Origin of the sequence: Pseudomonas sp. NPDC087614 (assembly GCF_044743485.1) — a bacterium.
Lineage (GTDB): Bacteria > Pseudomonadota > Gammaproteobacteria > Pseudomonadales > Pseudomonadaceae > Aquipseudomonas > Aquipseudomonas baetica_A.
On record NZ_JBIUWN010000081.1, the window covers coordinates 1 to 24,041 of the forward strand.

General features: G+C 56.5%; 19 protein-coding genes and 3 pseudogenes. 14 read left to right on the plus strand and 8 right to left on the minus strand.

Annotated features, from left to right (window positions below; all coding sequences use genetic code 11):
- Positions 1 to 9 precede the first annotated feature (9 nt).
- The 8 genes and pseudogenes from tssI to ACIOWA_RS23215 all read left to right on the plus strand — a co-directional run.
- Positions 10 to 2,061, plus strand: a complete 2,052-nt coding sequence (gene tssI, locus ACIOWA_RS23180) for a type VI secretion system tip protein TssI/VgrG (RefSeq protein WP_401162149.1) — start codon at positions 10 to 12, stop codon at positions 2,059 to 2,061.
- Positions 2,058 to 2,933, plus strand: coding sequence for a DUF4123 domain-containing protein (locus tag ACIOWA_RS23185; protein WP_401162123.1), 876 nt, complete (start codon positions 2,058 to 2,060; stop codon positions 2,931 to 2,933). The genes tssI and ACIOWA_RS23185 overlap by 4 nt, the downstream gene beginning before the upstream one ends.
- Positions 2,933 to 6,445, plus strand: coding sequence for a T6SS effector BTH_I2691 family protein (locus ACIOWA_RS23190; protein ID WP_401162125.1), 3,513 nt, complete (start codon positions 2,933 to 2,935; stop codon positions 6,443 to 6,445). Before ACIOWA_RS23185 ends, ACIOWA_RS23190 begins: the two co-directional genes overlap by 1 nt.
- A complete protein-coding gene (locus ACIOWA_RS23195; protein ID WP_401162127.1) occupies positions 6,432 to 7,184 on the plus strand; it encodes a hypothetical protein in 753 nt (250 codons plus the stop codon). The genes ACIOWA_RS23190 and ACIOWA_RS23195 overlap by 14 nt, the downstream gene beginning before the upstream one ends.
- A gap of 180 nt (positions 7,185 to 7,364) precedes the next feature.
- The gene (locus tag ACIOWA_RS23200; RefSeq protein ID WP_401162129.1) at positions 7,365 to 7,982 is read left to right on the plus strand and encodes a hypothetical protein; all 618 of its coding nucleotides are present in this window, start codon (positions 7,365 to 7,367) and stop codon (positions 7,980 to 7,982) included.
- 193 nt (positions 7,983 to 8,175) lie between these two features.
- Positions 8,176 to 11,082 (plus strand): hypothetical protein, encoded by a 2,907-nt coding sequence (locus ACIOWA_RS23205; protein WP_401162131.1) that lies wholly within the window; start codon positions 8,176 to 8,178, stop codon positions 11,080 to 11,082.
- Positions 11,079 to 12,016, plus strand: a pseudogene (locus ACIOWA_RS23210) (hypothetical protein). The gene ACIOWA_RS23205 and the pseudogene ACIOWA_RS23210 overlap by 4 nt, the downstream one beginning before the upstream one ends.
- Before the next feature lie 159 nt (positions 12,017 to 12,175).
- A pseudogene (locus ACIOWA_RS23215) lies at positions 12,176 to 12,385 on the plus strand (transposase); the annotation flags it as partial.
- A gap of 25 nt (positions 12,386 to 12,410) precedes the next feature.
- On the opposite strand, the gene ACIOWA_RS23220 reads toward ACIOWA_RS23215, so the two are convergent.
- Positions 12,411 to 13,586, minus strand: coding sequence for an aspartate aminotransferase family protein (locus ACIOWA_RS23220; protein WP_339432130.1), 1,176 nt, complete (start codon positions 13,584 to 13,586; stop codon positions 12,411 to 12,413).
- Positions 13,587 to 13,688: 102 nt separating this feature from the next.
- Between ACIOWA_RS23220 and ACIOWA_RS23225 the strand changes: the two genes are divergently transcribed.
- The 3 genes from ACIOWA_RS23225 to ACIOWA_RS23235 are packed head-to-tail and all read left to right on the plus strand — an operon-like array spanning position 13,689 to position 15,629.
- Positions 13,689 to 14,594: a LysR family transcriptional regulator gene (locus tag ACIOWA_RS23225; protein WP_401162133.1), complete on the plus strand. Its 906-nt coding sequence runs from the start codon at positions 13,689 to 13,691 to the stop codon at positions 14,592 to 14,594.
- Positions 14,595 to 14,650: 56 nt separating this feature from the next.
- Positions 14,651 to 15,055 carry a GNAT family N-acetyltransferase gene (locus ACIOWA_RS23230; RefSeq protein WP_401162151.1) on the plus strand — a complete coding sequence of 135 codons (405 nt, stop codon included), beginning with the start codon at positions 14,651 to 14,653 and terminating at the stop codon, positions 15,053 to 15,055.
- A 58-nt stretch (positions 15,056 to 15,113) separates the two neighbouring features.
- Positions 15,114 to 15,629 carry a hypothetical protein gene (locus ACIOWA_RS23235; protein WP_401162135.1) on the plus strand — a complete coding sequence of 172 codons (516 nt, stop codon included), beginning with the start codon at positions 15,114 to 15,116 and terminating at the stop codon, positions 15,627 to 15,629.
- Position 15,630: 1 nt separating this feature from the next.
- On the opposite strand, the gene msrA is transcribed toward ACIOWA_RS23235, so the two are convergent.
- The 3 genes from msrA to msrB are packed head-to-tail and all read right to left on the minus strand — an operon-like array spanning position 15,631 to position 18,721.
- Positions 15,631 to 16,335 carry a peptide-methionine (S)-S-oxide reductase MsrA gene (gene msrA / locus ACIOWA_RS23240; protein ID WP_401162137.1) on the minus strand — a complete coding sequence of 235 codons (705 nt, stop codon included), beginning with the start codon at positions 16,333 to 16,335 and terminating at the stop codon, positions 15,631 to 15,633.
- A 15-nt stretch (positions 16,336 to 16,350) separates the two neighbouring features.
- A complete protein-coding gene (locus ACIOWA_RS23245) occupies positions 16,351 to 18,159 on the minus strand; it encodes a cytochrome c biogenesis protein DipZ (RefSeq protein WP_339432134.1) in 1,809 nt (602 codons plus the stop codon).
- 43 nt (positions 18,160 to 18,202) lie between these two features.
- The gene (gene msrB, locus ACIOWA_RS23250) at positions 18,203 to 18,721 is read right to left on the minus strand and encodes a peptide-methionine (R)-S-oxide reductase MsrB (RefSeq protein WP_401162140.1); all 519 of its coding nucleotides are present in this window, start codon (positions 18,719 to 18,721) and stop codon (positions 18,203 to 18,205) included.
- Positions 18,722 to 18,871: 150 nt separating this feature from the next.
- Here msrB and ACIOWA_RS23255 point away from each other — a divergent pair, with 150 nt between their 5' ends.
- The 3 genes from ACIOWA_RS23255 to ACIOWA_RS23265 all read left to right on the plus strand — a co-directional run bounded on the left by ACIOWA_RS23255 (position 18,872) and on the right by ACIOWA_RS23265 (position 21,922).
- On the plus strand, positions 18,872 to 19,582 hold the full coding sequence (locus tag ACIOWA_RS23255; protein ID WP_339508592.1) for a response regulator transcription factor: 711 nt from the start codon (positions 18,872 to 18,874) through the stop codon (positions 19,580 to 19,582).
- Positions 19,579 to 21,099, plus strand: coding sequence for a sensor histidine kinase (locus ACIOWA_RS23260; RefSeq protein WP_401162142.1), 1,521 nt, complete (start codon positions 19,579 to 19,581; stop codon positions 21,097 to 21,099). Before ACIOWA_RS23255 ends, ACIOWA_RS23260 begins: the two co-directional genes overlap by 4 nt.
- A gap of 118 nt (positions 21,100 to 21,217) precedes the next feature.
- Positions 21,218 to 21,922, plus strand: coding sequence for a hypothetical protein (locus ACIOWA_RS23265; RefSeq protein ID WP_339432138.1), 705 nt, complete (start codon positions 21,218 to 21,220; stop codon positions 21,920 to 21,922).
- 69 nt (positions 21,923 to 21,991) lie between these two features.
- On the opposite strand, the gene ACIOWA_RS23270 is transcribed toward ACIOWA_RS23265, so the two are convergent.
- The 4 genes and pseudogenes from ACIOWA_RS23270 to ACIOWA_RS23285 all read right to left on the minus strand — a co-directional run.
- Positions 21,992 to 22,483 (minus strand): RidA family protein, encoded by a 492-nt coding sequence (locus ACIOWA_RS23270; protein WP_339432139.1) that lies wholly within the window; start codon positions 22,481 to 22,483, stop codon positions 21,992 to 21,994.
- A 224-nt stretch (positions 22,484 to 22,707) separates the two neighbouring features.
- On the minus strand, positions 22,708 to 23,595 hold the full coding sequence (cyoE, locus tag ACIOWA_RS23275) for a heme o synthase (protein ID WP_332766113.1): 888 nt from the start codon (positions 23,593 to 23,595) through the stop codon (positions 22,708 to 22,710).
- 11 nt (positions 23,596 to 23,606) lie between these two features.
- Positions 23,607 to 23,942 (minus strand): cytochrome o ubiquinol oxidase subunit IV, encoded by a 336-nt coding sequence (cyoD, locus tag ACIOWA_RS23280; protein ID WP_221731491.1) that lies wholly within the window; start codon positions 23,940 to 23,942, stop codon positions 23,607 to 23,609.
- Positions 23,942 to 24,041 (minus strand): annotated as a pseudogene (locus ACIOWA_RS23285) (cytochrome o ubiquinol oxidase subunit III); the annotation flags it as partial. The pseudogene ACIOWA_RS23285 and the gene cyoD, both read right to left, overlap by 1 nt.

The following is a 24,041-nucleotide window of genomic DNA, read 5'->3' on the forward strand; positions in this document are numbered from 1 at the left end:
GAACAAGGGATGTTCGCGCCGGCCAATGAAACTCACTTTGCCCTGACCATCGAAGGGCTCTCCGCCGATTTTCAGGTGTTTACCCTCACCGGCCGAGAAGCCATCAGCCAGCCCTTTGTCTTTGAGGTGGAACTGGTCAGTGAGCAACCGTCGCTGGACCTCGAAACCCTGCTGCACAAACCGGCCTTCCTGCAACTGTCGCCCGACGGCAGCGGCATCCACGGCCAGATCTACCGCGCCGCGCAAGGTGACTCAGGCAAACGCCTGACCCGTTATTCGGTGACCCTGCGCCCGCAACTGTCGTACCTGGCGCACCGCGTCAACCAACGCATCTTCCAGAACCTCAGCGTGCCGAAGATCATCGGTCAAGTGCTGGAAGAGCACGGCATCCAGAGCAACGCCTACGATTTCCAGACCGGTTCGATCTACCCCGAGCGCCTCTACTGCGTGCAATACGACGAGTCAGACCTGCACTTCATCCAGCGCCTGTGCGAAGAAGAAGGCATTCATTACCACTTCCAGCACAGCGCCACGGCACACAAACTCGTCTTCGGCGATGACCAGACGGTGTTCCCGAAACTTGCGCCTGTGGCCTACCAGCAAGACTCCGGCATGGTCGCCAGCAACCCGGTGATCAAGCGCTTCGACCTGCGCCTGGAAACCCGCACCAGCCGCACCACACGCCGCGATTACGACTTCGAAAAACCACGCCTGACCCTCGAAAGCGAAAACCGTGGCGATGCCCTGCCCGACCTCGAAGACTACGATTACCCGGGCCGTTTCATCGACCGCGAGCGCGGCAAACACCTGGCCAAACGCGCCCTCGAACGCCACCGCAGCGACTTCCAGCTCGCCGAAGGCAAAAGCGATCAGCCGTTGCTGGTCAGCGGCCACTTCCTCGCGCTGACCGAGCACCCAAAAGCCAAGTGGAACGACCTGTGGCTGCTGACCGAAGTGCTGCACGAAGGCAAACAGCCGCAAGTGCTCGAAGAATCGGTGACCAGCGACACCACCGCGCTGAAAGACGATTTCCATCAGGGCTATCGCAACCGCTTCCAGGCGACCCCGTGGGACGTGCCGAACCGTCCACCGCTGCGCCACCCGAAACCGCGCATCCTCGGCAGCCAGAGCGCCGTGGTCACCGGCCCCAAAGGCGAAGAAATCCACTGCGACCAATACGGCCGCGTCAAAGTGCAATTCCACTGGGACCGCGAAGGCCAGGCCGACGACAAAACCAGCTGCTGGCTACGCGTCTCATCCGCCTGGGCCGGCGCCCAGTACGGCGGCATCGCCATCCCGCGCATCGGTATGGAAGTGCTGGTGACCTTCCTCGAAGGCGACCCCGATCAACCGCTGATCAGCGGCTGCCTGTACCACAAGGAAAACACCGTCCCCTACGCCCTGCCGGCGAACAAGACCCGCAGCACCTTCAAGACCCTGAGCTCGATGGGCGGCGGTGGCTACAACGAACTGCGCATCGAAGACAAAAAAGGCCAGGAACAGATCTACCTGCATGCCCAGCGGGATTGGGACGAGAACGTTGAGCACGACCAGAAGATCCGCGTCGGCAACGAGCGCCACGACACGGTCGAGAAGAACAGCTACACGGAATTCAAGGCCGAAGAACATCACACCGTTTATGAAGATCGCAAGGTTGAGGCGCAGGCCAATGATCACCTGACGGTTGGGGTGAATCAGCACATCAAGATTGGGACTGGGCAGTTCATCGATGCCGGCCAGGAAATCCACCTAAGCAGCGGCATGAAAGTGGTGATGGAAGCCGGCGCCGAATTGACCCTGGTCGGTGGCGGCAGCTTCATCAAAATCGATGCCGGCGGCGTGACCATGAGCGGGCCGGTAATCAACATGAACTCAGGCGGTGGTCCGGGTAGCGGCACGGGCGCTGCGCCGTTGTTGCCGGGGCCGTTGAAGCAGGCGGATGCGGATAAGGCCGGGCAGTTGTTGGTGCCGGCGCAGCGCCAGGCGTTGATGCGTCGTACACCGCGCTGTGAAATTTGCGAGAAAGCTGCCGCGCAAGCCGCGAAGGACGCCGCCAAATGAGTTACCCGTCGAACGCCAACTTTTTGCTGATCGACGGAGTTCTCCGTCCCGATGCGATCCCAAGTCTGTACCAGCTCGGCGAACCGCTGGAGATCGAGCCGTTGTACCTGGGAACGCGGTGGGCGGAATTGAAGGATCTGGGGCCGATACTGGTCAAGCCCTCGGGTTCAACAAGCCTACTGACCCGGACATACCAAAATACTGACCAGCAGATAGACGCCAGTCTGCTCTTCAGCCGCGCGCCCATTAGTATCGTCGCTGATCATTTGAGACAGTTCATCGCTCCATCCGATGTACTGGGGGGCAACGGCATGCTGCGCTTCGCAGACCCGCTGGTCACACGGCATTGGCTCGGCAGTTATCAGGGCGAACACCTTGATGCGATACTCGGCCCGATTGAGTCGTGGTCAATGCCCGAAGAGCTGCATTCCTGGGAGGCAACCACCTCCGCTCAATGGGTAAGCTTTCAGCGTAAATCTCCGACATCGTGGAAGGATAAGTACGTCCTATTGGGTCAGCCACAATTGGACGCCCTCGCTCAGGCCGCACGCTGGCAATTCATCGAGCGACTGCACGATAATTTTGAGCAGTACCATCCTCGACCTCTATCAACTCTGGACAAAAGCATTCGTACCGCGTGGTTTTCTCGACGGTTGGACGAAGCTCAAGCCTGGGGACTATCGAGCGAACGTAGTCTCGCTATCTGGGTCGAATACAGCCTGCGGTGGGGCGCAGGATTCAGCGAAAGCCCTAAAGGGCCTTATCAGGATTGGTTGGCCCGTACCCCCGACGCCCCCAGACTCGCACCGGAAATACGTATCCAGCAGATGGATAACGATTGCCTGGACATCGAAATAAACAAGGAAGTGTGATGACTCAGCCCGCGACCGAAGCTCAACTGAAACAGGCCAACCGAAACCAGGCATTTACCAATGCACAAATGGGCTCGGGGCAGTGCTCATTGATGGCCGGTGAAGTCGCCATATTTCCTGTGCGTTATGCGGTGGACGAATCACCGAAAAAAGGCACAAATCAGGGTCCTAACCCTCTTCCCAAAGACTGGACAGGCAAGCCGACTGAACTGAAAACCCGCAGTTACACCCTTCGCCAACTGCGCGATGGCTGGCTATATGTGTGGGACAGCGTCGCCAAGACTTTCCATGAATACGAAGTCAAAGGTCACCAGTTCACGCGCCACAAATGGGCTGATGGTCAACTGAATAAGGATGTGCGCAACAACCCCGGTGAAACGCACACATACCTGCTCTATCCCCGTCGCAATCAGTTGCGTATCGCTTACTCGCCCGTCCAGTGGACCTGGCGTATGTGCGAACTGATGCGCAGCAGTGCGACTCAACAGACCCAATGGATGCGTAAAGTCAATCTGGATGGCTTTTGCAGCAGTGGCAAAGCAGGCCATGGCGGCCCGATCACCGAACTGGGTAAAAGTGTCGCGGACATCCTCGCCGCGGGCGAGAGCGCCCCCACTTTCTTAAGCACCCTGCTGCCCACTCAAGCGCCTGAGAAAGGTGGCGAATTCAAGCCCGCATTCGAAGAGGCATTGGTACGCGGCAAGGTGCCTGAACAGGACACTGCCCTGTTTATTGCACTGGATGACCCGCTGGGAATGGTTGATGACTTGACCATGAACCTTGCTGGCAGGCTCATGGAACAGGGGCAGTTTGAGAGTCTGCATCAACAAAAACTGGAAAGTGCGATCGCCGTACAAAGACTATGCGGTTTCGATACCAATGCATTTACGCCGGACTCAATCAAGGATCCGATCAAGCGCCAAGAATACGCTGATGATCTCTATGGGCTTCTGGGCACCAATGATGAAATGGAGCGCGGCAAGGATCTTGTGAGTGGTGATCAAGCTGCGATGGTGGAAATCGGCTCGGCATCTGCGACGACTGCTGCCCAGGCTAAATTCAAAGCCAAATGGGGGAACTTGCCCGATCAGAAAAAATGGCAAGCCGCGCTTGAGGAATGGAATGCCAAGCGTTACTGGCGCGAAGATGTGCGCTTTGACGAGGTACAGAAATACCTGAGCAAGACCACCACCGAAGCACAACGGCTTCAAGACCATTGCAAGCGTAGCGAGCATGACTTGGTCAAATGGCTAGACCAACTAGGCCCCAGCGCCGAAGAGGTCTTCCATGATACCGCCGATGAAGAGCAAGCCTGCCTACTTCTTGAAACCGCTCATGCGCTCTACACCGTGCTGGCCAATGGAGAAAAAGGCCAGGAATGGTTATGTAAACAGGCCGAACGACCGAAAACCCTGTTCGGTATGGCGTTGTTCAACTTCAATCCGGAAGTCGCCAACCTGATCAAACAGGTGACACATAACTTCAGCACTACCGGTAACCTGGATGACCAAGGCCGCGAAAGTGATGGCAGCGCCGCGACATTGACGCCGACCTCAGCCAGCGACGCCACGAACATCGCCACCCGGATCGCTGAAATCAAAGCCGTCTTGGACCTTGAAGTTGTCAAAAACAGCAAGCTCTACAAGGCTATGAGCGATGCTGCCAAACAATCCATGACTACGTTAATCAAGGTCGCCAACAATAAAGCCAAGGATGCATGGCACGGCCTTAGCATCCTGCTATTACCAGCGATGAAAAAAGAAATCGCGCTGACACTCGCCATACCGCAGGTACTGATTTCCACAGAAATTTCCAGTGCGACACAACTTGCCTTCAATCCGACTTACCAGCGCGAATACCAAGCCTGGCAGATGAAGCTGATAACCTTGAACAACAAAATGTCGGGCGCCAAAGGCGTATTGTCCCGACCCGGTGCAGCTCACGATCAGCGCTCGGCGCGAATTTCCATGCAAGCTTTTGAAGAAGAACTTAAAAACTTGTTTTTGGCGCGCCCCAATCAACTCGTCGCAAAAGCATCGGGTAGCACTCGCCTGAGCGCAGGCGTGCCGAAAATCAACAATTGGCTAGCCGACCTTGGGCGTTCAGAGTTGGCTTCACAACTCAGAACTGCAGGGACCATGGAATATGTGACAAGTACGAAAAACTGGATGGGCCAGAACTTAGGCAATGCCTTACCGGCCTTGCTCGTCGGATTGAACGTGTGGAACGTCTACACCATCGCCAAACAGGCACAAAACGACGGCGATTTTACGAAAGCTGAATGGCGCAATTTTGGCTCCGCCGCTGCGTACGCGGCCAATGTAATTGCTGCATTGTGGGTTGGTCCGGCTTGGAGCCGGGCGGGAACAATGTCTGGTGAGATAGGTCGTAATACCTTCAAACTGGCTCAAGCGAGTTACTCTCAGTGGGTAGGCAACGCTAAGGCGGTAATCGAAGAAACCGGAAGTGGTAGCGCGAAAGTAGCAACTGCTAGTGAGATGGCAACACTTTCTAAAGGTCTGATTTTTCGAACCGTCACATGGGCTTTTTTTGGAGCAGTTGCGACTGGGATTGAGGCATTCCAGATTTCAGAAGATGTCGGCGGTGCCAGCAGCCAAGAAGAAAAGTTGCTGTTGTGGTCGAAATTCGGCGTAGTTTTGGGGATGTCTCTCGTCGCATCTGGTCAATTGGTGGGAGCTAGCCTTGGCTATTGGTTTGGATTTGCGTGGGTAATGTCCAATCCGGTTACCATCATTCTAGCTATTCTCGGAATCGCCTATTTGATGATCACAATGGCGGCCAATCGCTACAAGCGCGAAGGTTTGCGGCTTTGGCTATACCGTTGTAACTGGGGTCGTGGAGCCACTCCTGAGTGGCTCGGCGATGACGGTCACTCAAAGCAAATGCAAGACCTACTGGAAACGCTACAACGACCAAGCCTAGGAGGAAGGGCTTTGTACTTTGGCGGTGGTAGTACACCTAAGAAATGCTTGGGTTTCTGGGTACAAATCCTGTTTCCTAAAGCACTCGCGGGAAAAGAGGTGATGCTACAACCAGTAATGATCGAAAAAAATTACTTATCGAGCGACGAGATACAAATCACAAGCAATAATTTCTACGAACAATTCCTCAGTGGAAACTGGATAGATCCAAAATCATTCGGAAAGCTACCAAGCGGAGCTGGGTTAAAAAACCGCCCGTCAGACTTCATTTATACGAAAGACGAACAGCATTGCTTGTGGCAAGTGTGGATTGATACGCCCAAGGCCAATCCTGTGCTGGAAATGGGAGTCAAGTATCCTCCGGGAACATTCCAGCATAAAAGTGGAAGCGCTTATCTATTCAGGATAGCGCTGGAGTGGGCCACGAGTGAAGCAAACCGAATCAATGGAAAGTTCAGTGGAGAGTTAAAGGAAAAGGATAACAAGGCTTCAAGCTCAAAAAGCGGCGAGCCTTTAAAACTTTCGATTCCAAACTACACACTTAAAGAGCCGAACAATGCTAAAACTTAAAAGACAACCCACTCTTCCACCGCAACTTCAGTGGAAGCATTCAAACGAGCCAGAGCTATTAAGCTGGGCAATTAGAGCACGAAACTACAACATAGTTATTGCAAATTGCATGTTCGCATTTATGGCTGCAATGATACTCGCCGCCACCTTCTTTATGTATTCAGTCTATGAAGGAATGGAACAACCTTGGCGCACTTTATCCTGCATGTTTTTTTTCGCATTTATTTTATTCACGATTTCCTGCATGACTCATCAAAAAATGAATTTCGCCTATCGCTTCACAGATTCCGGTGTAGAGTACTGCGAGTGGAAAAACCCTTCGAAATGGCCACTGACAATTTTGAAATGGTTAACCGGAATCACGGCCATCATCGTTATAGCTTTATCAATGACTGACCCTGGATTTTTGATAGGAGCGCTGATTGGACCGGGTGGCATGGCGCTAACATATATCTTACTTGCCAACTCAAAGAAATATCAGGCCATCCATACTCAGTATCACCATTTGGAGTTTGAATGGAAAGACTTTACTCAACTGGCGATTGCAACCAATCGAGAAGTAGTGGATCTAAAATTCGTAAAATTTGATGAGCGACTTGGGCGAACTGTAAAATGGAGCCTTAATATTTTCTGCAAAAAACACCAGAAAGAAAACGTAGCTAATTTCATCAAACCACACCTACCCTCTAAAACTCCTTTTATAAAAACCAAGGTCAACGTTCCATTGAGCACTGACTGACAAACCTACCAATTTTTATCAATTTTAACATCAATGTAAATTATCAAATCATCAATGACAGTAAATTCCAGCAAGTCTCTAAATCTACCATCGCAACTCCGATGGCGCCATATCGACGAACCAGAAATATTAACGTGGACCATTCGTGCAAGAAACTACAATACATTCGTGGCTAATTGCATGTTTGCATTTATGGCTGCGTTCACGCTTGGCGGTTCTTTCATTATGTATTCGGTCTATGAAGGAATGAGCCAGCCATTGCGAACCTTATCCTGTGTATTTTTCTTCTTTTTCATATTATTTACAATTTCGTGCATGACTCACCAACGGGTGAGTTTTGCTTATCGTTTTACCAAGTCCGGAATTGAGTATTGCGAGTGGAAATCCCCCGCCAAATGGACATTGATTTTCGTTAAGTGGTTCGCCGGTGCAACTGCGATTATTTTCATCTTTTTGGCGACGATTGATCCAGTTTTTTTGATCGGAGCGATGATAGGCCCTGGAGGCATGGGATTGATGTATCTAGCGATGGCAAATTCTAAAAGCCATCAAAACTTGCACACCGAGTATCACCACCATTTTTTACAATGGAAAGAATTAAAAAAATTAATAATATCAACGAACAGAAACATGGTGGAACTTGAGTATGGCGTACCACAAAAAAATTCCAAGCACCTAGCATTAGGAAGCCTCTATGTTTTTTTTGACTCACAAAGAGAAGAAGCAATTGATATCATTAAATCCAATTTACTAACCGACACCACTTGTACAACAGAGAAAGTCGATATCTTAAATTAGAACATAATGAACTGAACAACCTTCTCTCAGAAAAAATCTACCCGCGTCACTTTTCATTGTTTACGCCCCCCAGAATAGTTACTAAAGGACACTAAAGGGAACGATACAAAAGGCATCTGATGGTTTGCTGGTTGAACAACCGCTGACGCAACCCCACTCTGCTCTGAAGACCGGTGAAAACGCCGGAATCGCGTTGAACAAAAGCACCGACGCGTGGATGCTCTACAGCGAAGTGCCATTGGGCAAAGACGCCTGCGAGCGCCTGAAAAAGAACGGTGAACGACGCAAGCGCATGCGTCAGATCGCCCTTACCGACATAGCCAAACGCCTATCGGCCAAACACTGCCCACCGCTCGAAAAAGCCCCGACACTGGTGGCCGAACTCATGCCGAAAGTACGCGAAAAAACCCTTGCGCATGAACATCAGAAGAACGGCGCAACTGACCGCGAAGGCGTGAAAGAACAACGCAAAACGGCGCAAGCCTCGCCTACTCAAGACAATATCAAAGCCTACTCCGCCAGCTCGGAATCTCTGCGCGAACGCGAACAGGCGGCCGGCACGCAACCACCGGGCGAGCCCGTGGTCGAGCCCGGGACTTGGAGCGCTAGCCCTTGGGAACTGGCACCTACGCAAGCCTGGCTGGACAAAGCCAAGAGCGAGTCGGCTCCGCTATATGCGGTGTTTGCTGCGCTGGATGATGATCTGGGAGTGTTGCGGGATATCGACCACGAACAGAACAAGGTCGAGGCAGAACACGAAGAGTGGGTAGCCGACAATAGCTTGCGCCAGACCATCGGCAGCTTTATCCGCAGCATGGTCACCGAAGACGGTGGCGAAGTTGCCAACCTGCTCAACTACCGGTATCGCGAACATAACCTGCAACTGACACCGGAACAGGGCGACACCCTGATCGACAGTCAGAAGCAGCTGAACACCTTGATGCTGGAAGAAACACGCATCAACCAACAACGCGGCCGACAGTATGGGCATGCCCAAGCAGATGGCCTGTTGGCTCAGGTTCGATCCCGTGAAGAAGCCGTACTGAACAAGGTGCGCAGCTTCATCCCAAGCGAATTGCATCAGGAAGCGCAACAGGTCGTGCGGGATTATCGCCAGGAAAAAGTCAGCAATCTGGAAGGTGGCGGCGGAACCAAGGTTGGTGAATACATCGACTTGGCGAGCATGGACCATTGGCTGGATCAGGAAGCGCCGCAGCACTTCAAACAGGTCGAAAAACGCCATCAGTTGCTGTACGCCGATCGCAAAACCTACCTGCCACGCAACGACAGTGGTACTTGGTTTGTCGACCAGAGCAGCGAAGAACACCTCACTTGGCTTGAAAGTTTGACGGTCGCCTGCCTCAGTGCGCAGTGCAGCCGTAGCGAAGGCGCCAAACAGTTTGCCGATTACGTGAGCAGCGATGACCCCGGCTTGCTGCGTCTGGTGTTCCAGGCGTGGAGTCCGAGCCTGGAAGCGGCGGTGAACAACACTTCACGCCTCAACGAACTGGTCACGGCGCTCAGTCTGGAAAACCTTGCCGACTCCCGCGCAGCCGCACTCAAGATTCTGGACGCGGACACCCTGCGCAATATCGAGCGGTTAGCGAGCAATCTGGAAGGTGCCTGGACGGCGACCATGACCCGCCTCGGCGCCTCTTTGATTCATGCAAGCAAAGGCACGGCGATGGCAATGGGATTATTCCTGGTCATCCGCCTCGGCGATAACACCCGTCTTGTGCAGAGCGTAGAGAACGGTATCAAGGTCTGGCGCTTGGTCGGCCAGAACGCTGAAGCCCTCAGCCAATGGACCCGAAGCACCGCCCAGGCCATCAGCCTCGGTCGCGTCAACGGCATCGTCAACGCACCCTCGATCAAAGCCTCGGGTGGCCTACTGCCGCTGGCGGCGCTGGTGGTCAACATTCTCAACGCCGGCACCTATGCAGGACAGGCAGCGGCGCTGGAAGGCAGCGATGCGCAACGGCAGGCGGATAGCATGTCAGCGTATTTGTACGCAGGGGCAGCGTTGGGGGCGGTGATTCAGAATTGGGTGATTTTGGGGAAGGGGATGAATGAGGTTAGCTTAGCTAAAGGCCAGCTCTCTTTCACTGCGCCAACTCTGACTTTATTCGGGGGAATCGTGGGAGCACTATCATTCGGAGCCGCTCTCAGTGAATACAGATCACTGCAAACTCAAATAGAAGCGTCTCAGAGCAACGTTGATCCTTGGCTAAAAGTGAAAAATTTGGCCGTTACTGGGCAAATCGCAGTTTATGGGGCTCAAGGATTGCTCGGTTTAAGCCTTACCGACATGCGATTAGCTAACGTAATAAGTACTCCAGTCGCAATTCGCCGCTTCCGCTTGGGAATGGGCCCAGTCAACTTGCTGCTGCTCGCGTTAGGAAGTCTGTATCTTTTCGCTTGGCTCCGCCAAGCCAGTCCTTTACAAAGCTACCTTGCGAATTGCTGCTGGTCGCACCGCCGGGCAAGTGCCAACAAAACTATTGCGCCCCAGGCGCAACTGGACGAAATCAACGAACTGATGGTGATGCTGTACCAGCCTCGGCTGGCAATGGAAACCAGGGAAGTACGCATCAGCGGTTCTCTGGGCGATACCATCACCCAAGACGGTATTAGCCAACTGACCATTGATCTGCCAGGAGCCGCTCCGGGAGCTGCACAAATCGATCTATCCATGAGTGGCAATTTGACCCCTGTCTCGGCCGGATTCGGGACTGGTACGCGAGGTACTCCCACAGATCTAGGTGCCACTTGGCTGAACGCCAGCCGGTGTAGTTGGATACCAGTGGACGCAGGCCAGGGTTTGCGCCTGAGCGGGAGTTTCCCACAGCCCCTCACCCGTTTGTCCTTGCGACTGTGCTATCTCAGCCCGGTGGCACTACTTGCCGGTGTAGGTGCTACCATCGGCGGCTCAAAGGGCCAAGCCTATACCCTATCGCCTAATGGCGGGTTATTGAGCCCAGATGGTGAAATCATTATTTTACGTCCAGGAGAGCCAACCCCTGAGCTTGACCGGGCCAGCATCCACCGACTAGGGCCACAACAAAATTCGCGTTATTTGAACCCCAAGGATAAGGCATGAACTCAGCCAAACTCGGTAGCCGCAACGGACCGCTCTCACGAGAGGATTACCTGGCACCACTGGCCGTTCCGACAGGACAAACGCCCAAGGATGTCCTCAACACGATCTGGCGCAAGAACGAGGTATTTCTTGACATTGGCTCCTACAGCATTGGCTCTTTCGTCATGGTGCTTTGGCCCGTACTGCTTATTTTTATATGGTTGACCCAGGCAGTGGGTTTTGACGGATTGAATGCTGCTTACTGGTATGGGTTCATGTGTTTCTGTGGGATGCCAATTTTTTTTTCATCTACATGTTGAGCCGCCCGGTCCCTCTCCCTGTTCGCTTCAACCGCCAGCGCCGAGAGGTCTGCGTGCCATTCGATGACGGCCGTTACTGGATCGTCCCCTGGGAACAGGTCACCGCCCAAGCAATAGCAATGGACTCTGTCGGCCAACACGGCAAAACAACTCAAGGTCTATTGGTGGTGGGCTTTCGCAATCCCGATCCCGATGCACCCGAAAAAGAACGAGACTTCAGCTTGGGATTCAGTTGCGGTGGCGGCGAAACGGCCATGTGTCTGTGGGAGTGCATGCGCAGCTACATGGAGGTTGGGCCGGAAGCCGTTCCGAAGTGCAATTTTGAGGGTGAGAACAGCCAAAAAGGCTTGATCGGCTGGACCATTAGTATTTTGTTCGACGCATTGAAATCCGCAGCCAAGGGAGACTTTAAATCTGCAATTAAAGATGTTTTCTTCACTGTCTTTTTAGGTGCTCCTTTGGGGTTTTATTTGCAAGAACGCAAGCTGGTTCCGCCACCTGACTTGAACGCCCCGGCTATAAAAGAATGGTCGAAACCACTGCCGGCTGAGCAGTGGGCCAAACGCTCTCCTGAGTTGGCAGCAGCTATCGCCAAGCGTGAGGAGGAACTGGAGAACAAACCACAATCCGCATGACCCGAAAGCAAGAAATCCAGCTATTTGAAAGCCAAGGATAAGGCATGACATCAGCCATACCCCGCAGCCGCAAGGGACCACTCTCCCCCGGTGTCAGGATAGTTTTCGCCTCTCCGGTTTTTCCAAAAAAAGCATATCGGGGGCGGAAAGAGACTGGTCGTGCCGTACTATTCACCTGAACGCAGAGCCGCATTACTTAAGATGCTGCTTCCCCCGCTGAACCTGTCGATGGCCGAGGTTTCCCGGCGCGAAGGGGTCAGCGAAATGTCTTTGTCCAACTGGCGCAAGCAGCTCAGTTCTGAAGGAAATGCAGTGTCTGAAAACAAGCCGTTGACCGAGAACGGTATACAATCGCGGAAGGCCAAATTTGTATCGTCATGTGCAGATATCACTACTAAGAATCAAGCCCCACCGCCTGCCCCACACCTCTGACAATCATATCCACCTCCCGCTCATCAATCGTCAGCGGCGGCAGCAGCCGTATGGTCTTGCCGCGCGTGACGTTGATCAGCAGCCCGTGATCGCGCGCAGCGATCAATGTCAGATCGCGAATCGGCTGTTTCAGTTCGATACCGATCATCAAGCCCTGCCCTCGAATGGCCAGCACATTGGGGTTGTCCGCCAGCTCTGCGCGTAACCGAGTCAGCAGCCGCTCGCCCTGAATACGGGCGTTCTCCAGTAACCCCTGTTCTTCGATGATATCCAGCACCGTGCAAGCAACACGGCAAGCCAACGGATTACCGCCAAACGTGCTGCCATGGCTGCCCGGGGTGAATAGATCTGCCGCCCGGCCCCGGGCCAGGCAAGCGCCAATCGGCACGCCATTGCCCAAGCCTTTTGCCAGCGTCATGACGTCCGGAACGATGCCCTCATGCTGAAAAGCAAACCACTGGCCGGTGCGGCCGATGCCTGTCTGAATCTCATCGAGCATCAGCAGCCAGGCGTGGTTATTACAGATTTCGCGCAGGGCCTTGAGGTAACCGGGTGGCGCGAGTTGTACGCCACTCTCGCCTTGAATCGGCTCGACCAGAATCGCCACGATCCGCTCGCCGTGCTTGCGCTGAATGTGCTCCAGTGCCGCCAGATCACCGAACGGCACTTTGACGAAATCCCCCGGCAATTCATTGAAGCCCAGGCGCACTGCCGGGCCATCGCTGGCGGACAACGTGCCGAGAGTGCGGCCATGGAAAGCGTTGGCCATCACCACCACCAGCGGCTGCTCGATACCTTTGCGCCAGCCATACAACCGCGCGAGTTTCAACGCCGTCTCGTTGGCCTCGGCGCCAGAGTTATTGAAGAACGCCCGCTCCATTCCCGACAGCTCCGTCAGCCGTTTTGCAAGCTGTTGCTGCCAGTCGATGCTGTACAGGTTGGAGGTGTGCAGCAGCAGACCGGCCTGCTCGCTGATCGCCGAAACGATCCGTGGATGCGAGTGGCCGACATTGGTCACCGCCACACCAGCGACCGCATCCAGATACTCGCGGCCGGCCTGATCCCACAGTCGGGTGCCCAGTCCTTTAGTGAAACTCAGGGCCAGTGGTTGGTAGGTGTTCATCAGGGCGGCGGTCATGACTTCAAACTCCAGTGAAGGTCGGTGTGTTTGCAGTATGGTTAGCCACCAGAACTGGATAAACTCGGTAAAACTTAAATCATTTAAAAGCAGAGCTTGATAATGGATCTGTTCCAGTCGATGAGCGTCTACGTCAAAGTCGTCGAAGCGGGGAGCATGACGGCTGCCGCGTTGCAGTGCGACATGTCGACGACGATGGTCGGCAATCATCTGCGAGCACTGGAGCAACGGCTCGGCGTACAACTGCTGCAACGCACCACCCGGCGCCAGCGACTGACCGAGTTCGGCAGCGTTTACTACCAGCGTTGCCTGGATGTGTTGGGGCTGGTGGCGGACTCCGAGCGTCTCGCCGAACAAGCCCTTGATGAACCCCGAGGCTTGCTGCGCATCACTGCACCGTTGACGTTCGGCGTCGAACGACTGGCGCCTGCGCTCAGCGAGTTTTCCCTGCAATACCCGCAGGTCAAAATGGACGTGGTGCTGACCAACAGCCGTCCGGATCTACTGGAGAGTGGCCTCGATGTGGCCCTTCGTCTGGGCCATTTCGAGCAATCGAACCTGATCGCCCGCCCCTTGATCGATTACACCCTGACCGTGTGCGCTTCAGCGGACTATGTTGCCCGACGCGGCATGCCGAAAACCCCTGAAGATTTGCAGCAACACGACTGCCTGTCGTTCGCCTACCCCGCCGGCGATGACTGGCAATCGGTGGAAAAACGTTGGCGCCTCAGCGGCCCGGACGGCGAAATCATGGTCGACGTCAGCGGGCCGATGCTGATCAACAGCTCCGCCGGCCTGCATCAGGCGGCCCGCACCGGCATGGGCATCGTGATGCTGCCCGATGCTTTGGTGGAGCAGGATCTGCGCGATGGCAGACTGGTGACGGTGATGCCCGAGTACCAACCGCCCAGCCGCCCATTGCATCTGCTGTATGCCCCGGATCGCTATCGCCTGCCCAAGCTGCGGCGCTTCGTCGAATTCGCGATGCAGGCATGGGGCAGACCCTGATTCCTGGCACCATCAACCAACGTTCAAATCACCCCGACAAGGAGTCGAACAACCCGATGAACAACAACCTGACCGTACGCGATCTGATGCCCGCCGAAGTGGAGGCAACAAGGCTGTTCCTCGGACAGCATGGCTGGGGCCATCGAACGGGTTCCAGCGAGCACTTTGCCCAGTTGATCGAAAACTCCCAACGCACCGCTGTCGCACTGCACGACGGGCAAATCATCGGCTTCGCGCGAGGCATTACCGACGGTTTGTCGAACGGTTACCTGTCGATGGTCGTGGTTGACGACCAGCACCGACGCAAAGGTGTTGGCCGGGCACTGGTCGAACACGTGATGGGCGACAATCCCGACATCACCTGGATGCTGCGGGCCGGTCGGGAAAGCGCAGAGGCTTTTTTTGCCAGCCTTGGGTTTGAGGCCTCGCTGATTGCCATGGAGCGCCCGCGATTGAAATAACCGTCAAGCACGATGACAACGGCTATGATTCTCCTTTTTCCAGCACGGATGCTGCGCGATGCTCGCCATTTTGCAAAACACCCCGCTGTGGGTTTATGTGGTTTTCCTGATCCTGATGTATTACGGCCTGAAGGCGCGCAGGCCTCAGTACGAAAGCCGGTTTTCGCTACTGTCGACGCCACTGGCGCTGCTGGTCTGGTCGCTGTTTTCGCTGAACCTGTCGGTTGATCCCGGTTTTACGCTGGGCGGCTGGTTTATCGCTTTGACCCTCGGCGCCCTGTCGGCATGGCTGATTTTTCCCCGCGAGGGCGTGAAGCTCGACGACCCGGAAACCGGATTGGTCGTGCCGGGCACCTGGAAAGCGCTGATGTTGTTGCTGCTGTTTTTTGCGGTGAACTACTACTTCGGCTATCAGGATGACGTGCACCCGGAACACAGCACGGCTGCGGACATGTTGTTGCTCAAGGCCGCAGCGTCCGGTTTTGTCTGCGGACTGATCAGCACCCGCTCGCTGAAGTTCTATTGGCTGCTGCGAACGCTTCAGGCACAACGCCCGTCTTTGGGCGCTCAATGATTCAGGAACCGCTCTTTACCAACACCGGTTTCTCCTGATAACGCTCCCCGAACAACTGCTTCAACTGCGCCACTTTCGGCATGTCGTTGATCACGATGTACGGGTAGCTCGGGTGCTCGGTCAGGAAGTCCTGGTGATAGTCCTCCGCCGGGTAGAAGCCGTTGTAGCTTTCCAGCTTGGTGACGATGGGTTTGCTGAAGGCATGGGTCGCGTCGAGTTGAGTGATGTAGGCCTGCGCGACTTTTTGCTGATCCGCGTTGATCGGGAACAATGCCGAACGGTATTGGGTGCCGCTGTCCGGGCCTTGGCGGTTGAGTTCGGTCGGGTTGTGCGCCACCGAGAAGTAGATCTGCAACAGGCTGCCATAGCTGACCTGCGTCGGATCGAAGGTGACTTGCACCGATTCTGCGTGGCCGGTATCGCCGCCGCTGACTCGCTCGTATTCAGCGGTATTGGCCGCGCCACCGGCGTATCCCGAAACCGCTTTCTGCACGCCTTTTACATGCTGAAAAACACCCTGAACGCCCCAGAAACAACCGCCCGCGAATACAGCGGTTTCACTGTGAGCCTGTGTGACTTCGTCGAGGGTGGGCGGTGGAATGACCACCGCGTCTTCGCCGCCAAAGGAGAAGGCTGAACATTGGCCGATCACCCCGGCCACCGCGACACCCAACAACACTCGACGCCAGCTCATTTGATTTTTCATGTCCGTGACTCCTGATCAACCGAAGGTAAAGGCGTAGGCCGACACGCCGGGGTCGAGAAATTCGATGCTGAAAGTTCGATCCTTCACGCCGCCGGACTGGCGCACCAACTGATACAAGCGCTGTTCAGTGACCTGGCCAGAGCCATCCGGGGAGACATCGACGCCGTGCGCTTGACCCGGTGCCTGACCATCAATCGACACTTTGAAACGCACCGGTTTGCCATCCGCACCCGGCCCGAGCACCAGATGCAGGTCGCGGGCATGGAAGCGGTAAACGATGCGGCTGGCCGTTGCACCGGCAGTGGCGCGTTCGGCACCGACGTTCCATTGGCCGCCGAGACTCCAGTCATTCAGGGCCAGATGGGGCGGTGGGGTGTAGGCCGAAACTTTGTCTGGAACAACGCTGAGTTGCGGCACGAAATGTTCTGCACGCTGGTAACCGATATACGTTTCCGGCGATTGCACTTCGTTCATGTCCGGCGCCTGTTGCACGCCTTTGGCGTCGGCATTGATCAAACCATCGGCGACGGTTTTCGAACCGGCTTCACGCAACAGTTGCTGAATGACGCGTTCCGACTCGGCGTAAGCCCCTTCGCCAAAGTGGTGGTAACGAATCCGTCCCTGAGCGTCAGCAAAGTAATGTGCGGGCCAGTATTCGTTGTTGAAGGCGCGCCAGATCTTGTAGTCGTTATCGATGGCCACCGGGTAGTTGATGCCCAGCTCCTTCATGGCTTTGGTGACATTGCCGACATCGCGCTCGAAGGCGAATTCCGGCGCGTGTACGCCGATGACCACCAAGCCTTGATCGCGATACTTTTCAGCCCAGGCTTTGACGTAGGGCAGCGTGCGCAGGCAGTTGATGCAGGAGTAGGTCCAGAAATCCACCAGCACCACTTTGCCCTTCAATGCCTGAGCGTCCAAGGGCGGCGAGTTGAGCCATTGCACTGCGCCATCGAGCGGCGGCAACCGGCCTTCGACCGGTAAGGTTGCCGGGGCCTTTGCGGCCATTTTCATCGCGCCACCGGTGGCCATCATGCTGCCGTTGGCCGCGTCATCTTGCGCCGGAATCTGCGCCATCATCGTGCCGTTCGGGCTTGCAGGTTTGCCCGACAGTTTGCCGACCAAAGCCTGTTCCAATCCGCCAGTGGATGCCGTTGAAAGCCGCGCGAGAATTCCGGTATCCAGCCCCAGCGCAATCGCCGCCACGCCGGCCAGCATCAGCGCGCCCAGGCCTCGACGGATCCACTCACCGGTGCCGATCGAGCGCTTCATCAGCGCAAACACCTTAGCGCCCAGCAGGAGAGCGGCCGCCAGCGAGGTGGCGGCCCCCGCCGCGTAGGCGAGCAACAACAGCGTGGTGGCGATGCTTGCCCCTTGCAGCGCGGCGCCGGTCAGAATCAGCCCCAGAATGGGGCCTGCGCAGGGTGCCCAGAGCAGCCCCGTGGCAACGCCGATCAGAAACGAAGCGCCGGGACGCGGGCGATTGTCCTGGCCGGCAGCCTCTGACAGACGACTGCCGGCCGAAACCAGCGGACGGGTCAGACGTTCGGCCACTCGCGGCAGCAGCAACGTCAGTCCGAACAGTGCAACGAACAGCAACGCGAGCCAGCGACCGTACTGATTGACTTGCACCACCCAACCGCCGCCCACCGCCGCCAACGAGGCGACGAGCGCAAAGGTGACCGCCATCCCCGCCAGCAGCGGCAAGCCACTCTTGATAAACGGCTGCCCGGTGCGAGCGAAGACAAAAGGCAGAACCGGCAGGATGCAAGGGCTGACGATCGTCAGCACACCACCGAGATAAGCGAGAACCAAGAGCCACATAGTGTCGTCCTGTTTGAAGTGAAGAGCGCAAACGTGCCATGGCTCAGGCCGCCACAGCGTTGAAGGTCATCGCCAGGCCATTCATGCAGTAACGCAGCCCGGTGGGTTGCGGCCCGTCATCGAAAACATGTCCCAAATGACCGCCACAGCGTCGACAGTGAACCTCTTCGCGAGCCATCCCGAAGGAGCGGTCCTGGCGCGTGGCCACGGCCTGTTCAAGCGGTGCCCAGAAACTGGGCCAACCGGTGTGGCTGTCGAACTTGGTCGCGGATGAAAACAGCGCCAGATCGCACCCGGCACAGGCAAAGGTGCCCGCGCGATGTTCATTGTTCAGAGGGCTGGTGTAGGCGCGTTCGGTGCCTTCTTCACGCAGGATCCGGTACTGCTCGTCAGTCAGGATCGAGTGCCATTCGCTGTCGCTGTGAGTCACTTCAAAGGCTTCATCAGCCTGTGCCTCGCTGATCAGCGGTACGTCAGTCGACAATTTTGGCAATACACCGATTACCAGGGCTGCAAGCCCCAGCCCGCCGCCCGCTACGAGAATCTGCCGCCGTGAAAACATGGCCGTCTCCAAAATTTCAGGTACCTGTCTTGGAACACAGCCTAGGCTTGGGTTGATCGCCAAATCCTCACGGGAAGTTAACGAATTCGTGATAACTCGCCTTGAGGAAAACCCGCACAATGCGCTCATTGCGCCGAAGGATTGAGCTCCATGGAACAAACCAAACGCATCCTGGTGGTCGAGGATGACCAACACATCGCCGACCTGATCTGCCTGCATCTGCGCGATGAGCAATACGACGTTGTACACAGCGCCGACGGCGATGAGGGCATGCGCCTGCTGGAGCGAGGGCACTGGGATGCGCTGGTCCTCGACCTGATGCTGCCGGGCGTCGACGGTCTGGAAATCTGCCGCCGCGCCCGGGCCATGGCGCGCTACACACCGATCATCATCACCAGCGCCCGCTCCAGCGAATTGCACCGCATTCTTGGCCTGGAACTGGGCGCCGACGACTACCTCGCCAAACCGTTCTCGATGCTGGAGCTGGTCGCGCGGGTCAAAGCCCTGCTGCGCCGGGTCGATGCCATGGCGCGCAACCTGAAAATGGATGCCGGTAGCCTGAGCCTCGACGGCCTGAGCATCGACCCGATCACCCGCGAAGTCACCCTCGATGCTCAGCGACTGGACCTCACGCCACGGGAGTTCGATTTGCTGTATTTCTTCGCCCGGCAACCGGGCAAAGTGTTTTCGCGCATGGACCTGCTCAACGCCGTGTGGGGTTACAGCCACGAAGGTTACGAACACACCGTCAACACCCACATCAATCGCCTGCGGGCGAAGATCGAAAAAGACCCGGCGCAACCCTCGCGCATCCTCACCGTGTGGGGCCGCGGTTATAAGTTCGGTATCGAGCAGCCATGAAACTGACCCTGACGCAGCGCCTCTCGCTGGTATTCGCCGTGTTGTTGCTGGTGTGCGGTGGTACATCGGCATGGCTGCAAGTGCGTTCCAGCCAGATGCATGAGCTGGAGGTGGTGCAAGGGCTGTCGCGGGATCTGGCGCGCCACATCGCCCATGACACGGTACTGATGGACAGCAACGGTTTGATGCCTGGCGCCGTGCGGGAACTGTTCAGCCAACTGATGCTGGTCAACCCGAGTGTCGAGGTGTATCTGCTCGATACCCAGGGACGCATTGTCGGTAACGCGGCGCCCGAGGGCCGGATGCGGCGAGACAACGTCGACCTCGCGCCGATCCGCCAACTGCTCAACGGCCAGCCACTGCCAATCCTCGGCGATGACCCGCGCAGCGTCGATGGGCGCAAGGTCTTCAGCGCCGCGCCATTGCAGGTCAATGGCAAAGCCGCCGGCTATCTGTACGTGGTGTTGCTCAGCGAAGAACACGACCGTTTCGCCGAACGCGGCGCCACCAGCGCCGCGCTGAACACGGCGTTGCTGTCTATCGCCGTGGTCGCGTTGCTGTGCCTGATTGCCGGTCTCACAGCGTTCAACCTGATCACCCGGCCACTGCGACGGTTGACCGATACCGTCAGCCGCTTCGACATCGACGGTGCGCCGCCCCCCTTGCCCGCCACGTCGACACCGGTGGACAAAAGCACTGATGCGGATGAGATCGCCATACTCGATGCCACCTTCCGGCACATGCAAAACCGTCTCGGTGAGCAGTGGCGTTCATTGACTCGTCAGGATCAGGAGCGCCGCGAACTGGTGGCCAATATTTCCCACGACCTGCGCACACCATTGGCCTCGCTGCATGGCTATCTGGAAACCCTGTCGCTCAAGGACGCCACGCTGTCCCCCGAAGATCGGCGGCGTTACCTGGGCATCGCCCTCGATCAAAGCCGCAAGGTCGGCGGGCTGGCGCAATCGCTGCTGGAACTGGTGCGCCTGGAACACGGTTTTGTGCAGCCGGTGCTGGAGCGCTTTTCCCTGATCGATCTGGTGCAGGACATCTTCCAGAAATTCGAACTCAGCGCCGAAGCGCGGCAGGTCGAACTCAAGGCCGGTTTCGTACCGAACCTGCCCACCGTCTGGGCTGACCTGGGACTGATCGAACGGGTGCTGACCAATCTGGTGGACAACGCTTTGCGCCATACCCCTCAGGGTGGCGAGATCGAACTCGACCTGAAGTTCCAGGGCTCAGGCGTCGACGTGACCGTGAGCGACACCGGCCCCGGCATCGCGCCCGAACTGCGCGAAGGTTTGTTCCTGCGCCCGTTCAATATCGGCGGCTCACGACGCGACGGTGGCTTGGGACTGCGCATCGTGCACCGCATCCTGCAACTGCATGGCCGCCAGATTCAGTTGGTGGACGTCACCGGACGCGGTGCGACGTTCCACTTTTCCTTGCCGGTCGATCAGCAAACCGCCGAGCAATGGCTGGCGCAGTCGATGAATCGTAACCACGCGGACAAATAGTTGAGACCATCGGCCCGTTGCTCCGTGACAACGCCGCCCTGCTCCCCTAAATTAGGCGGCCTGAAAAAGACCTCGCGCTTTCTCATCTCAACTCAAGTTAAAAAGTAGTGAAATTTCAATGTCCGATTTCAACACCGCTGAATCCGTAGTCACCGAATCGTCCAAAGCGGAATACGAAAACTCCATCAATCTTTCACAACACCTTCCACAAGCCAAAATCATCAGCGAGATGGTGCTGGACGCGTTTCAGTCGAGCCGCGAGAGCGACCAGATCCGCGAGCTGCGCACCGCGATCCGTCAGGCTCACGACAGCTTCGATGACGACAAGGCCTACGAGCTGATGGGCGAACTCAAGCGCCTGAAGGACGCCGAGGCCGCCGACATCGCCGCCCTCGAAGACCTGAGCAGCCAGTTTTCGATCAGCCGCATCCTGTCCAGCTTCAAGGACGATCCGGCGTTTCAGGAAATCGTCTACGGCCTCGCCCTCAAAGTGCTGAACCAGACGCATCAGGCCATCAGCAACCCGAGTGGCGGCAAGAGCAAAGCCGCGCGCGCCAGGAAAGAAGTCGAAATTTTCACCATCAGCAAGGACGGCATCAGTGTGACCCTGCCGCTGCGCACACCACGCTCGCGCCTGAACGTTGACCGTGAAGCGCTGGAGTTCCTGGGTTTCACCTTCGTCGGTGAAGGTGAAGAAGCCGAACTCGATGGCGAAACCTTCGTCGACAACGCCGGCACCGAACACGCCGTCAACCGCAAGAACATCATCACCGCTCTGCAACAGCAGACCGCGTTCGATGGCTACAGCATCGCCGCGCAGTAATACGGCAACGCTTGCGAAAAAGCCCCGCACTGAGATTCAGGCGGGGCTTTTTGTTGTCCGGCGCGCAGGTTATGCGTCCGAGTGCAACGCGGCAATCATGTCGACCTCAATCGCCGCGTTCTTGGGCAACTGATAGACACCGACCGTGGTGCGTGTATGCCGGCCGGCATCACCGAGCACGTGACTGAACACATCGGATGCACCGTTGGCCACTTCGCTCAGGTCAACAAAGTCCGCCGTGGACTTCACGTACACCGTGACCCGCAACAACGCCTTGATCTTGTCCAGCGACCCTACCGCATCGACGATCAGCGCCAGGCAACGCATCGCACTGATGCTCGCGGCGGCTTGTGCATCCTCAAGCGTCAACTCCAGGCCAACCCGACCGGGGTACTGAATCTTGCCGTTAGTACGCGGCACCATGCCGCTGATGTACAGCTCATCATGATGACGGATCAGCGGCGCGTAATTACCGCCGGCAGTGTTCTCGCCGTAGATGTCGTAGTTGAGCGCTTGTGCCAGGCCAATGAAGCGTTCGTCGCAGGTCATCCTCTCGGTCATTTCGCCCAGCCTTTTGATTGATGCGTGAATAACAGTCGAAGACCTGCGCAATGGCCTGGCGCTATCACTGTCATGGTTGGATCCAAATCTAGGGGTTTTGGACTCCAGTCGCAACCCTCACTCTCTCCCGGAAGTAATGGGTTGGGGTGAGGGGACCTTACGACGAGCAACAAAAAACCCCGCACATCTCTCGATGGCGGGGTTTCTTGTACAACCTGTAAACCTTACGGCGCGTACGTCAGCAACAGCTCGCTCGGCACCTTGAAGTCCAGGGACATCATGACGCTCAACGCGGTGATGGTGAAGATCGAGAACACAAACAGCTTGCGTGCCCAGACCGTGTCATCCACCGCTTTGTAGCCGGTCCAGGCCATGTACAACCAGTACATGCCCATGGCCGCGGCAACGGCGAGGTAGCTCATGCCGGCATAGCCGCTGAAGGTCAGCATCAAGGTCGCCACGAGGAACGCCAGGATGTAGAGCAGGATGTGCTTCTTGGCCACTTGAATTCCGCGCTTGACCGGCAACACCGGAATCGATGCGGCCAGGTAATCGTTGAAGCGGAAGATCGCGATGGCGTAGGAATGCGGCATCTGCCACAGGCTGAACATCACCAGCAGCGTCAGTGCGGCCATGTCGAAGCTGTTGGTCACAGCAACATAGCCAATCACCGGCGGCATCGCGCCCGACAGACTGCCCACCAGCGTGCCGTGAACCGACTTGCGCTTGAGGTACAGGCTGTAGAAGCCGACGTAGATCACGAAGCCGATGACCGCGAACAAAGCGGCCAACGGGTTGGCCACCTTGTACAACAATGCAACGCCGAGAACACCCAGGATAGTCGCGTAGACAAGGGCCAGTTTCAGGGAGATCAAGCCCTGGACCAGCACCCGGTTCTTGGTGCGTTCCATCTTCAGGTCGATGTCGCGGTCGATGCAGTTGTTGAACACGCAACCGGAGGCGACAACCAGGGAAGTGCCGATCATGGCGGCCAGAAACACCGCCAGATCTACATGCCCTTTCGAGGCCAGGAAGAACCCGCCTGCCACAGAAAGCACGTTACCGAAAATGATCCCCGGTTTGGTGATTTGGATAAAGTGCTTGAGCGACATCGGGTCTTACCTCACTTCGCCATCATGTAGGTGTGGATGCTGAACATGATCCACAGCGACAGGCCAACCAGCAGCACGATCACGATCGCGGCGAACACGAAGGCAATCACGTTGTTACGTTGCGCAGCCGAACGATCCAGGTGCAGGAAGTACACGAGGTGGACAACCACTTGAATCACGGCGAAAGCCAGAACGATCATCAGCGTGATCGACTTCGGCAGCGACGGGTACATCACCAGCGCAAACGGAATCGCCGTCAGGATCACCGACAGGATAAAGCCGATTGCGTAGGACTTGACGCTGCCGTGGCTGTCGTCGTGGCTGTCATGGGAGTGTGCGTTAGCCATTACAGGGTCCCCATCAGGTAAACAACGGTGAATACGCAGATCCACACCACGTCCAGGAAGTGCCAGAACAGGCTCAGGCAGCTCAGACGGGTCTTGTTG